The sequence below is a fragment of the Sulfitobacter aestuarii genome (assembly GCF_042685005.1).
GTDB lineage: Bacteria > Pseudomonadota > Alphaproteobacteria > Rhodobacterales > Rhodobacteraceae > Sulfitobacter > Sulfitobacter aestuarii.
This window is the reverse complement of record NZ_JBHUMP010000011.1, coordinates 25526-38131: the sequence shown is the minus strand read 5'-3', so window position 1 is coordinate 38131 and position 12606 is coordinate 25526. Positions and strand designations below refer to the sequence as shown.

10 protein-coding genes are annotated in these 12606 nt (G+C 66.4%); 7 read left to right on the top strand and 3 right to left on the bottom strand.

Translation table 11 applies throughout. The annotated features are described in order from the left end of the window. Positions 1-289: 289 nt before the first annotated feature. Positions 290-1858, top strand: a complete 1569-nt coding sequence (locus ACFSUD_RS12995; RefSeq protein WP_386375035.1) for a 2-isopropylmalate synthase — start codon at positions 290-292, stop codon at positions 1856-1858. 99 nt (positions 1859-1957) lie between these two features. Here the strand turns inward: ACFSUD_RS12995 and ACFSUD_RS12990 are convergent, their stop codons facing one another. Both ACFSUD_RS12990 and ACFSUD_RS12985 read right to left on the bottom strand, forming a co-directional pair. Further along, complete coding sequence (locus tag ACFSUD_RS12990) at positions 1958-2821, bottom strand: 2-isopropylmalate synthase (RefSeq protein WP_386375034.1); 864 nt, start codon at positions 2819-2821, stop codon at positions 1958-1960. Between the two features lie 155 nt (positions 2822-2976). Then, on the bottom strand, positions 2977-3567 hold the full coding sequence (locus ACFSUD_RS12985; protein WP_386375033.1) for a VOC family protein: 591 nt from the start codon (positions 3565-3567) through the stop codon (positions 2977-2979). Between the two features lie 187 nt (positions 3568-3754). On the opposite strand from ACFSUD_RS12985, the gene ACFSUD_RS12980 reads away from it, so the two are divergent. From ACFSUD_RS12980 to ACFSUD_RS12955, 6 genes are all read left to right on the top strand, one after another. Further along, positions 3755-4801: a rod shape-determining protein gene (locus ACFSUD_RS12980; protein WP_386375032.1), complete on the top strand. Its 1047-nt coding sequence runs from the start codon at positions 3755-3757 to the stop codon at positions 4799-4801. A gap of 71 nt (positions 4802-4872) precedes the next feature. Further along, on the top strand, positions 4873-5865 hold the full coding sequence (mreC, locus tag ACFSUD_RS12975) for a rod shape-determining protein MreC (RefSeq protein ID WP_386375031.1): 993 nt from the start codon (positions 4873-4875) through the stop codon (positions 5863-5865). After that, complete coding sequence (locus ACFSUD_RS12970) at positions 5862-6401, top strand: rod shape-determining protein MreD (protein WP_386375030.1); 540 nt, start codon at positions 5862-5864, stop codon at positions 6399-6401. Before mreC ends, ACFSUD_RS12970 begins: the two co-directional genes overlap by 4 nt. 17 nt (positions 6402-6418) lie before the next feature. Beyond that, the gene (gene mrdA / locus ACFSUD_RS12965) at positions 6419-8362 is read left to right on the top strand and encodes a penicillin-binding protein 2 (protein ID WP_386375029.1); all 1944 of its coding nucleotides are present in this window, start codon (positions 6419-6421) and stop codon (positions 8360-8362) included. Then, a complete protein-coding gene (rodA, locus tag ACFSUD_RS12960) occupies positions 8359-9498 on the top strand; it encodes a rod shape-determining protein RodA (RefSeq protein WP_386375028.1) in 1140 nt (379 codons plus the stop codon). Before mrdA ends, rodA begins: the two co-directional genes overlap by 4 nt. A gap of 6 nt (positions 9499-9504) precedes the next feature. Next, positions 9505-10437, top strand: coding sequence for a 2-hydroxyacid dehydrogenase (locus ACFSUD_RS12955; protein ID WP_386375027.1), 933 nt, complete (start codon positions 9505-9507; stop codon positions 10435-10437). A gap of 81 nt (positions 10438-10518) precedes the next feature. On the opposite strand, the gene ACFSUD_RS12950 is transcribed toward ACFSUD_RS12955, so the two are convergent. Continuing rightward, the gene (locus tag ACFSUD_RS12950) at positions 10519-12528 is read right to left on the bottom strand and encodes a M3 family metallopeptidase (RefSeq protein ID WP_386375026.1); all 2010 of its coding nucleotides are present in this window, start codon (positions 12526-12528) and stop codon (positions 10519-10521) included. Between the last annotated feature and the right edge of the window lie 78 nt (positions 12529-12606).

Genomic DNA, 12606 nt, shown 5'->3' with positions numbered 1-12606 from the left:
CGCAGCCTGCTTCTTCTGACTTCAAATACCTCCGCCGGAGGCCGCGCCGTGCCGTGCACGGCGCCATCGAAGACTCCTGCAAAACCCCTCTTTTCATTTGCCCGGGCGCCGTTATAACTGTCGCCATGACCCACGCCGCCAATATTCCGACCCTGCCGCGCCCCGCCGCGGCGCTGCTGCGTGCCCACCTGCTGCTGCTAAGCCGCCTCTGAGCGTGCCACCCCGGCGCGCCCGCTCAGAGGGATGTGCCGCGCGCCAGAAATTCACAGCAGAACAGAAAGCTTACAGAATGACCGATAAAGCTCAACAAGACCGCGTCTTGATTTTCGACACCACCCTGCGCGACGGTGAGCAATCTCCCGGCGCGACCATGACCCATGCCGAAAAGCTCGAGATCGCCGGGCTGCTCGACGAAATGGGCGTCGACATCATCGAAGCCGGTTTCCCGATCGCCTCCGAAGGCGATTTCAAGGCTGTTTCCGAGATCGCCCGGCAAAGTCGCAACAGCGTGATCTGCGGCCTTGCCCGCGCCCAGCTGCCGGATATCGATCGCTGCTGGGAGGCGGTGAAACATGCCGCGCAGCCGCGGATCCACACCTTCATCGGCACCTCGCCGCTGCACCGCGCCATTCCGAACCTCAGCCAGGACGAGATGGCCGACCGGATCCACGAGACCGTGACCCACGCCCGCAACCTCTGTGACAACGTGCAATGGTCGCCGATGGACGCGACCCGGACGGAGGAGGATTACCTCTGCCGCACCGTCGAGATCGCCATCAAGGCCGGCGCGACGACGATCAACATTCCCGATACCGTCGGCTATACCGCCCCGCGCGAAAGTGCCGCGCTGATTGCCATGCTGCGCGAGCGGGTGCCGGGCGCCGACGAGATCGTCTTCGCCACCCATTGCCACAACGATCTCGGCATGGCGACCGCCAACAGCCTTGCGGCGGTCGAGGCCGGGGCGCGGCAGATCGAATGCACGATCAACGGGCTCGGCGAGCGCGCGGGCAATACCGCGCTCGAAGAGGTGGTGATGGCGCTGAAGGTGCGCAATGACATCATGCCGTTCCAGACCCGGATCGACAGCACCAAGATCATGAACCTGTCCCGCCGCGTCGCCGCCGTCTCGGGCTTCGCCGTGCAGTTCAACAAGGCCATCGTCGGCAAGAACGCCTTCGCCCATGAAAGCGGCATCCATCAGGACGGCATGCTCAAGAACGCCGAGACCTTCGAGATCATGCGTCCCGAGGATGTCGGCCTCGCCGAGACCAATATCGTCATGGGCAAACATTCCGGCCGCGCCGCGCTGCGCTCCAAGCTCGAGAACCTCGGGTTCGAGCTGGGCGACAACCAGCTCAAGGACGTCTTCGTGCGGTTCAAGGAACTCGCCGACCGCAAGAAGGAGGTCTATGACGACGACCTCATCGCCCTGATGCGCACCACTTCCGATCCCGAAAGCGAGCGTATCCAGCTCAAGTCGATGACCGTGGTCTGCGGCACCGAGGGGCCCCAGAAGGCCGATATGGTGCTGACGATCGACGGCGCGGAACAGGCCACCAGCCAGACCGGCGACGGCCCCGTCGATGCCGCGTTCAACTGCATCAAGGATCTGGTCTCGCACCGCGCGCGGCTGCAGCTCTACCAGGTCCATGCCGTGACCGAGGGCACCGATGCGCAGGCCACCGTCTCCGTCCGGCTTGAGGAGGACGGACGCATCGTCACCGGGCAATCGGCCGATACCGACACCGTGGTCGCCTCGGTGCGGGCCTATGTGCACGCGCTCAACCGCCTGCTGGTTCGCCGCGACAAGGGCGGCACCGACGGGCGCGAGATCAACTGGAAAGACGTCAGCTGACGCCCGACGTTACTGCTCGGATTTCAGCCCCGGCCCGGCACTAAAAAAGCCCCGCATCCGATGATGCGGGGCTTTTCGTTTCGCGTTGCGGCACTGGCTTCAGAAGCTGGTCAGACCCGACAGGCTCGACGTGGCGCTGGAGAAGATATTGCCCAGCGAGCGGCGCTTGGAAGTCTTGTCGCCCAGCTCATATTGCACGCCGAAGGTGATCTGATCGATGTCCTGCGCACCGTCGAAGTCGATCTGGCCCAGCGCCAGCTCGGCATTGACGCCCGGCGCGAATTCATAACGCCCACCGATGGTGAAGGCATTGCCATCCAGGCCGAGCAGGTCGAGATGCGAAAGCGAGGCGATCGCCGAGAAACCGTTGCCGAATTCATAGGCCCCGGCCACCGCGACCAGATCGAATCCGTCCATCGAGATGACATCGGCCTTCAGCTCGTAGCCCTGCATGTCGTAATCCGCGTAACCGGCATAGAGCGTCTCGTCCTCGATGCGGACGATATCCAGACCGACGCGGCCGTTGGCGGTGACATCCATCGCGCCGAAGATCGAATAGACCGTATCGTCGAGATCCGACCCGTCGCCGATCGAGGCACCCAGCGCATAGCTGCCCGCATCCAGCATGGCATAGCCGCTGACGACGTCGCTGTCGAAGCTGTCGATCTCGAAACGGGTGTAGTCCAGGCCGAGGGTCACGCCGTTGCGCATCTGATAACCGGCGCCGATGGTGCCGAAATCGAAATCGACATCCTCGATGTCGATCCGGCCGAGCTCCGCGTTGAAGGTCCAGTCCATCATGCGGTATTCGATGGCGCCGCCGAGGCTGAAGGCATCGGCATCGCCCGCACCGTCAACGTCGAAATTGTGGTACTTGGCGAAAGCATTGGCATAGGTGACTTCCGCCGCGGCGGCGCCTGCCATCAGGCAGATCGTGGCGGAGAGGCTGAGACTGCGGAACATGGGTGTTTTCCTTCTTGTGACACTGTTCGATATCGCCGACTGCTAGGCCCGACCGCCGGGCGGCACAATTCGCAAAACCACCCGTGGCATAATCCCTCGGGGGTTGTGACATCGCGATGACACCCCCCTTTCCGCGGGGGTATCACCGGCGCCGGTCACCCCCTGTCGAAGGGGTTGGCCGGAGCGCGGTCATCGCTCAGCGAGCCCTGCGAACGCTCGACGATCCGCACCGTCGCATCCGCAAGATGGCGCCGCTCGATATGATCGTCCCCGGCCGCCACACGGATCTTGTGCGCCTCCATCATCACCTCGGCGTGGCTGGCGCCGCGCGGCGGGATGAAGGCATAGCAGGCCAGTTCGATCAGCAGGCCCAGCGGATCCTTGAAATAGATCGAATGCATGAAGCCCCTGTCCTTCACGCCGGAATGACCGATGCCGCGCGCCTCGAGCCGCTCGATCGTCTGGTCGAACATCGCCCGGTCCACCTCGAAGGCCAGATGATGCACACAGCCTGGATCGGTCGGCGTCCGCCCATGTACCGGCTTGCGCGCCTCGTTGGTGAAGATGGTGATCAGCCGCCCGTCGCCGGGATCGAAATAGAGATGCCCCTCGTCCGCATCGTCGAGATTGGGCTGATCGAAGACGAAGGGCATTCCCAGCACTCCTTCCCAGAAGTCGATCGAACTCTGCCGGTCGGCGCCGGTCAGGGTGATGTGATGCACACCCAGCACCTGGATTTTTTTCATTGCCTCTCTCCTTTACTGCGGCCGGGGCCGACGATATGCGCGTTCAGTCTAGCGCGGTGGCGGGTTCGTGCCACCCCGTCGGCGATCCCCCCTTTCGTCCCGGCAGTCCGCCCCGTATAAGTGCGGGCAGCCCGCTCCCGCCAGAGTCGCCGGGCCCACAGGAATTTTTGCAAGGTCCCGTAGCTTTATGTCCAACTTTGATAGTTTCCGCGGTCTGTTTTCCTCCGACATGGCAATCGACCTCGGGACGGCCAACACGCTGGTCTATGTCAAGGGCAAGGGCATCGTGCTGTCGGAGCCTTCCGTCGTGGCCTATCACGTCAAGGACGGGGTCAAGAAAGTGCTCGCGGTCGGCGAAGACGCCAAGCTGATGCTCGGCCGCACCCCCGGCTCGATCGAGGCGATCCGCCCGATGCGCGAAGGCGTGATCGCGGATTTCGACACGGCGGAGGAGATGATCAAGCATTTCATCCGCAAGGTGCACAAGCGCACGACCTTCTCCAAACCCAAGATCATCGTCTGCGTGCCCCATGGCGCCACCCCGGTCGAGAAACGCGCGATCCGCCAGTCGGTGCTGAGCGCGGGCGCGCGCCGGGCCGGGCTGATCGCCGAGCCGATCGCCGCGGCCATTGGCGCGGGGATGCCGATCACCGATCCGACCGGCAACATGGTCGTGGACATCGGCGGCGGCACCACCGAAGTCGCGGTGCTCAGCCTCGGTGACATCGTCTATGCCCGGTCCGTCCGCGTAGGCGGCGACCGCATGGACGAGGGCATCATCAGCTACCTGCGCCGCCAGCAGAACCTGCTGATCGGCGAGACCACCGCCGAGCGGGTCAAGACCTCGATCGGCACCGCCCGGATGCCCGACGACGGGCGCGGCACCTCGATGCAGATCCGCGGCCGCGACCTGCTGAACGGAATCCCGAAGGAGATCGAAGTCACCCAGGCGCAGATCGCCGAAGCCCTGGCCGAGCCGGTGCAGCAGATCTGCGAAGCGGTGATGACCGCCCTCGAAACAACGCCGCCGGATCTCGCCGCCGACATCGTCGATCGCGGCGTGATGCTTACCGGCGGCGGCGCGCTGCTCGGTGATCTCGATCTGGCGCTGCGCGAACAGACAGGGCTGGCGATCTCTGTCGCCGACGAGCCGCTCAACTGCGTGGCACTTGGCACCGGCAAGGCGCTGGAATATGAAAAGCAGCTGCGCCACGCCATAGACTACGATAGCTGACGCGCGCAAGATAGTCAGACCCGGCCAGCGGCAGGATTGCCCTGCCCATCCCCGGGCAGGAAGCTGAACCCATGGCCAGAGAGAAGTCATCCTCGAGCGATTTCACCGGCCCGCTGCGGCGGCTGCTGCTGGTCGTGCTGGTGCTGATCCTCGCCGCGGTCTTCCTGCTCTGGCGCATCGACAGCCCGCGGGTCGAGAGGTTCCGCGCCCAAGTGACCGACCGGGTCGTGCCCAATCTCGACTGGGCGATGGCGCCCGTCACCGGCACGATCAACTTGCTGCGCGACTTCCAGAGCTACCGTCGGCTTGCCGAACAGAACCGCGAGCTGCGCAGCGAATTGCGCCAGATGCAGGCGTGGAAGGAAGCAGCGCTGCAGCTCGAACAGGAAAACGCCCGGCTGCTCGATCTCAACAACGTGCGGCTCGACCCGCGGCTGACCTATGTGACCGGCGTGGTGCTGGCCGACAGCGGCTCGCCCTTCCGCCAGTCGGTGCTGCTCAATGTCGGCGCGCGCGACGGGCTGGTCGATGGCTGGGCCACGATGGACGGGATCGGCCTTGTCGGGCGGATCTCCGGCGTGGCGAGGAATACCGCGCGGGTCATCCTGCTCACCGATGCCTCGAGCCGCATCCCGGCGACGATCCAGCCCTCGGGCCAGCGCGCCATGGTCGCGGGCGACAATTCCGCCGCGCCGCCGATCGATTTCATCGAGAACCCGGACCTGGTGCGTCCCGGCGACCGGGTGATCTCCTCCGGCGATGGCGGAGTCTTTCCCGCCGGGCTGCTGATCGGTCAGGTCGCCGCCGATCCGGGCGGGCGCCTGCGGGTCCGGCTCGCGGCCGATTACGAGCGGCTCGAATTTCTCCGCGTGCTGCGCCAGCATGGCACGGAGCCGGTCTCCGACACCGCCCAGGTGATCGGCCCCGAGGGGCCGATCCTGCCAGGCGCACAGCCGCTCGCGCCGCTCAAGACGCCCCCTGAACCGGAGCAGGATCCGGCCGTATCGAGCGCGACAGGCGAAGCCGAGGGGCCGCCGCCGCGCCGCCCGGAGGCCCGGCCATGAACGATCTCTCCCCGACCCGGCTCTGGCTGATGCGCGCCGCCTTCGTCGGGCTGGCGCTGCTGCTCGCGTTCTTCCACCTCCTGCCGCTGGAAACCACGCCGCGCCGCTGGGCCGGGCCCGACCTGCTGCTCGCCTTCGCCTGCGCCTGGTCGCTGCGCCGCCCCGAATATGTCCCCGCGATCAGCCTTGCCGCGGTCTTCCTGCTGACCGATCTGCTGCTGCAACGCCCGCCCGGGCTGCTGGCGGTGCTGGCGCTGATCGGCTGCGAAAACCTGAAGGTCCGGGGCCGCAACCTGCGCGACGCGAGCTTCGCCGCCGAATGGCTGGCGGTGACCATGGTGATCACGCTGGTCACCCTCGGCTACCGGGTGATCCTGACGCTGGTGATGGTGCCGCTGCCCGCCCTGCCGCTGAGCCTCAGCGAGCTTGGCATGACAATCATCTCCTATCCGCTGGTGGTGGCGGTGTCGCACGGGCTGATGGGGGTGCGCAAATCGGCGCCGGGCGATCTCGACCCGAGGGGCCACCGGGCATGAGGGGGGCCGGATCGCCGATGCGACGCACCCGCGCCGATACCGACGCCAGCCATACCAGGCTCACCCGCCGCGCCGCGCTGCTCGGCGGGGCGCAGCTATTGTTCATGGGCGGGCTGGCGGCGCGGATGCGCTATCTGCAGGTCGATCAGGCCGACCAGTTCCGCCTGCTGGCCGAAGAGAACCGCGTCAATATCCGGCTGATCCCCCCGGCACGCGGCGAGATCTTCGATCGCAACGGGCTGCGGCTGGCGCAGAACGTGCCTTCCTACCGGATCGTGCTGGTGCGCGAGGACGCGGGCGATGTCGAGGCGGTGCTCGACCGGCTCGCCCAGCTGGTGAGGCTCGACCCCGAGACCCGCGCCCGCGCCACCGCGGAGATCAACCGCTCGGCGCCCTTCCTGCCGGTCACGGTGATCGACGACGTGAGCTGGGAGGATGTCAGCAAGGTCTCGGTAAACGCCCCGGCCCTGCCCGGCATCACCCCGGAGGTCGGCCTGACCCGGGTCTATCCGCGCGGCGAGGATTTCGCCCATGTGGTCGGCCGCGTCGGGCGGGTCAGCCAGAAGGATCTCGACGCGCTGGAGGATCCCGACGCGGTGCTGCGCATCCCGCGCTTCCAGATCGGCAAGATCAATGTCGAGGCCCGCGAGGAAGGGCTGCTGCGCGGCTCCGCCGGGACCAAGCAGGTCGAGGTCAACGCCACCGGCCGGGTGATGCGTGAACTGGCCCGGCGCGAGGGACAATCGGGCGCCGATCTGCAGCTGACCGTCGATGCCAACCTGCAAAGCTACGTGCAGGCACGGCTGACCGGCGAAAGCGCTGCGGTGGTGGTGATGGATTGCACCAACGGCGATCTCGCGGCGCTGGTCTCGGCGCCGAGCTACGATCCGAACCTGTTCATCGGCGGCATTTCCTCGCGCGATTACAACCCGCTGCTCAATTCCGAATACCGCCCGCTGGTCAACAAGACCGTGCAGGGCACCTATCCGCCCGGCTCGACCTTCAAGATGATGACCGCGCTGGCGGCGATCGAGGAAGGCATCATCGGCCCCGACGAGACCACCTATTGCCCCGGTCATCTCGAGGTTGCCGGGCGCCGCTTTCACTGCTGGAAACGCGCGGGTCATGGCTGGGTCGATCTGAAAACCTCGCTGAAGCAATCCTGCGATGTCTATTATTACGACCTCGCCGTGAAGGTCGGAATCGAGAAGATCACCGCCATGGCCAACCGTTTCGGCCTCGGCATCAAGCATGAGCTGGCGCTGAGCTCGGTCGCCGCCGGGCTGACCCCGACCAAGCAGTGGAAACGCTCCAACAGGGGCGCCGAATGGGTGGTCGGCGACACCGTCAATTCCTCGATCGGTCAGGGCTTCACCCTCGCCTCGCCGCTGCAGCTCGCGGTGATGACCGCCCGGCTCGCCTCGGGACAGATGGTGACGCCCCGGCTGGTCAAGTCGGTCGATGGCATCGAACGGCCGAGCGAGCCGGGTGCGCCGCTCGGGCTCAACGAGAACAACCTGCGCCAGATGCGCCGGGCGATGTACGAGGTCGTCAACGATCGCCGCGGCACCGCCTATCGCTCGCGGATCATCGCCGAGGACATGCGCATGGCCGGCAAGACCGGCACCAGCCAGGTCCGCAACATCACCGCCGCCGAGCGGGCGCGCGGCGTGACCAGCAACGCCGACCTGCCCTGGAACCGCCGCGACCATGCGCTCTTCGTCTGCTATGCCCCCTACGAGAAGCCGCGCTATGCGGTCTCGGTCCTGGTCGAACATGGCGGCGGCGGCTCTTCCGTGGCCGCGCCGATCGCGCGCGACGTGATGCTGCAGGCGCTGGCCGGGGGCGACCCGCCGCTCGAGGCCTATCCCACCGGAGTGCGCGAGGAGATCCGCGAACAGCAGGAACGGCTGCGCGCGCTGATGCCGCGATCCTCCGACGACGGGAGCGACCGGGCGTGAGCTATCTTGAATATACCGTCAAATCGGTGCCCACCGGGGCGCGCAAGCTGCTGGCACTGAACTGGCCGCTGACCCTTTTGCTGGCGGCGGTCGCCTGCGTCGGTTTCCTGATGCTCTATTCGGTCGCGGGGGGATCCTTCACCCCCTGGGCCGAACCGCAGATGAAACGTTTCGGCCTCGGGCTGGCGCTGATGATCGCGGTGGCGATGGTGCCGATCTGGCTCTGGCGCAACCTCGCCGGGCTGGCCTACGGGGTGAGCGTGATGCTGCTCGTCGCGGTCGAGTTTTTCGGCGCCGTGGGCATGGGGGCGCAACGCTGGATCGACATCGGCTTCATGCGGCTGCAGCCCTCCGAGCTGATGAAGATCACCCTGGTGATGTTCCTCGCCGCCTATTACGACTGGCTGCCCGCGCGCAGGACCTCGCATCCCTTCTGGGTGCTGCTGCCGCTGCTGATCATCCTGCTGCCGACGGCGCTGGTGCTCAAACAGCCCGACCTCGGCACTGCGATCCTGCTCTTGACCGCGGGGGGCGGGCTGATGTTCCTAGCCGGGGTGCATTGGGCCTATTTCGCCGCCGTGCTCACCGCCGCCTTCGGCCTCGTCGCGGCAGTGTTCGAATCCCGCGGCACGCCCTGGCAATTGCTCAAGGACTATCAATACCGGCGGATCGACACGTTCCTCGACCCGAGCACCGATCCGCTCGGGGCCGGCTATCACATCACCCAGTCGAAAATCGCCCTCGGCTCCGGCGGCTGGACGGGCCGCGGTTTCATGCAGGGCACCCAGTCGCGGCTCAACTTCCTGCCCGAGAAACATACCGATTTCATCTTCACCACGCTGGCGGAGGAATTCGGCTTCGTCGGGGGGGTCTCGCTGCTCGGGCTCTATGCGCTGATCGTGATATTCTGCGTGACCAGCGCGCTGATCAACCGGGACCGGTTCTCCTCGCTGCTGATTTTCGGCATCGCGCTGAACTTCTTCCTGTTCTTTGCCGTCAACATGTCGATGGTGATGGGGCTGGCACCGGTGGTCGGCGTGCCGCTGCCGCTGGTCAGCTACGGCGGCTCGGCGATGCTGGTGCTGCTCCTGGCCTTCGGCCTCGTGCAATCGGCCCATGTCCACAGACCAAGGTAGGTAACCATGTCGCTCAATATCCTCTTCGCCGCCGGATCACGGCAATGGGACGATTACAAGCCGCATCTCCGCCGCGCGCTGCAGCAGGCCGGGATCGCGGCAGAGCTCGGTACCGACATGCCCGCCGAAGAGGTCGATTACATCATCTACGCGCCGAGCAGCCCGTTGCAGGATTTCACCCCCTATCGCCGGGCCAGGGCGGTGCTCAGCCTCTGGGCCGGGGTCGAAACCATCACCGGCAACCAGACCCTGAAGATCCCGCTGGCCCGGATGGTCGATGACGGGCTGACCACCGGCATGGTCGAATGGGTCACCGGCCATGTCATGCGCCATCACCTCGGCATGGACCGCGACATTCTCAACCGCGACGCGACCTGGGCGCCGCGGCACGTGCCGCTCGCCCGCGAGCGCCGGGTGACGATGCTCGGGCTCGGGGCGCTCGGACAGGCGGCGGCCGCCGCGCTTGGCGGTCTCGGCTTCCCCGTGACCGGCTGGTCGCGCAGCGAGAAACAGGTCGCGGGGATCCGCTGTCTTAGCGGCGAGGCGGGGCTGCATCTGGCGCTGGAGGAAGCCGATATCGCGGTGCTGCTGCTGCCCGATACCGCCGCGACGCAGAACATTCTCGATGCGCAGGCTCTCGCGCTCATGCCGCGCGGGGCGTTCATCATCAATCCCGGCCGCGGGCCGTTGATCGACGATGACGCCCTGATCGCCGCGCTCGACAGCGGGCAGATCGCCCATGCGACGCTAGACGTGTTTCGCATCGAACCCCTGCCGCAGGATCACCCGTTCTGGACGCATCCGCAGGTCACCGTGACCCCCCATATCGCCGCGGAAACCCGCGCGGCCACCGCCGCGGAGGTGATCGTCGAGAACATCCGCCGCAGCGAGGCCGGGGAGGGCCTGCTGCATCTGGTGGATCGCGATCTCGGCTATTGAAGGCACCGGCCGCCGGGGTCGGGGTTCGAGTATTTTCGGCATAAAGAAGCGGAAACCATGCGGTGCCCGCTGTCGTTTGGGTCAGTCGAGCCCGCGCCCCCGGAGCAGGGCCTCCACCCCGGGCAGGCGTCCGCGGAAGCCGATGTAAAGCTCCGCCGCGTCACGGCTGCCGCCCCTGGAGAGGATATGATCCTCGAGCGCGCGGGCGCGGCCGGGATCAAAGGCGCCCCCTGCCTCTTCGAAGGCGGCGAAGGCGTCGGCATCCATCACCTCGGACCACATGTAGCTGTAATAGCCGCTGGCATAGCCGTCGCCGGAGAAGACATGGGCGAATTGCGGCGTTGCATGGCGCATGGTGATCGCCTCGGGCATGTCGAGCGCGGCCAGCACCTCGGCCTGTCTCGCCATCGGATCGCGCGGCGCCGGGCCGTCATGGAAGGCGAGATCGACTAGCGCGGAGGCGACATATTCGACGGTCTGGAAACCCATGTCGAAATGCGCCGCCCCGAGCAGCTTGTCGCGCATCTCGGCAGGCATCGGCGCGCCACTCACGGCATGGGTGGCGAATTCCTCCAGCACCTCGGGCTGATCAAGCCAGTGTTCATAGAGCTGGCTCGGCAATTCGACGAAATCGCGCGCCACCGAGGTGCCGCTGACGCTCTCATAGGTCACATCCGAGAGGATCTGGTGCAGCGCATGGCCGAATTCGTGGAACAGGGTGCGCGCGTCGTCATGGCTGAGCAGGGCCGGATCGCTCTTGGCGAAATTGCAGACATTGATCACCACCGGGCTCTGCTCTTCGGGGAATTTCGCCTGTCCGCGCATCGCCGAACACCAGGCGCCGGAGCGTTTCGAGCCGCGGGCGAAATAATCGCCGATGAACACCGCCAGGTGACGGCCGTCGCGCGTCACTTCCCAGGCGCGGCAATCGGGATGGTAGAGCGGCAGGTCGAGCGGTCTGAACGCGAGGCCGAACAGGCGGCCGGCGCAGGCGAAGGCCGCCTCGATCATCCGGTCGAGCTGGAAATAGGGTTTCAGCGCCGCCTCGTCGAGATCATGCTCCGCGGCGCGGCGTTTCTGCGCGTAATAGCGCCAGTCCCAGGGCGCCAGCGCATCGTTGACGCCGTCGTCCTGCATCATCCGGGTGAGGATCCGCTCGTCGGCTTCGGCCTGGGCGCGGGCCGGTTTCCAGACAGCCATCAGCAGATCGCGCACCGCCTCCGGCGTCTTGGCCATTTCGGTTTCGAGCTTGTAGGCGGCGAAATTGTCATGGCCGAGCAGCTGCGCGCGTTCCTCGCGCACCGCCAGGATCTCGGCGGCGATGGCGCGGTTGTCATGTTCCCCGCCATTGGCGCCACGGGCCTGCCAGGCGCGGAACGCCCTTTCGCGCAGGTCGCGCCGCGGCGAGAATTGCAGGAACGGCACGATCAGCGAACGCGACAGGGTGATGACCGGCGCACCGGCCTGCTTTTCCGCCCCGGCGGCGCGGGCCGCGTCGATGAGGAAATCGGGCAGGCCTTCGAGATCCGCCTCGTCCAGCGTCATGGACCAGTCGCGCTCGTCGGCCAGGAGGTTCTGGGTGAATTGCGTGCCGAGGCTGGCGAGCCGCGCCTTGATCTCCTTCATCCGGCTCTCCTCTGCGCCCTGCAGCGCCGCCCCGGCGCGCAGGAACCCTCGGTGGGTGAGCATCAGCACCCGCTGTTGTTCGGGGTCGAGGTCGAGCCGGTCGCGCTGCTCCCAGAGCGCCGCGACGCGCCGGAACAGGCGCTTGTTGCCGGAAATCTCCGAGAAATGCGCCGCGAGCTTCGGGGAGAACTCCCTTTGCAGGGCTTCGCGCGCCGTGTTGCTGTCGGCCCCGGCGAGGGTGAAGAACACACCGAGTATCTTGTCGAGCGCCCTGCCCGCCGCTTTGAGCGCCTCGATCGTATTGGCGAAGGTGGGCGCCTCCGCCTGATCCGTGATCGCGGCGATCTCGGCATCATGCGCCTTCAGTGCGCTATCGAGGGCCGGGGAGAAATCGTTATCGGAAATACGGTCGAACGGGGCCAGCGCGAAGGGCGTGTCCCAATCCTGCAACAGCGGGTTTGTCATGCAAGTCTCCTTTGGCCTGAAGCTAGGGGCACGGCCGGGAGGTTGCAATCGGCGGCGGGTCAAGTTTCCGCGCCCCGC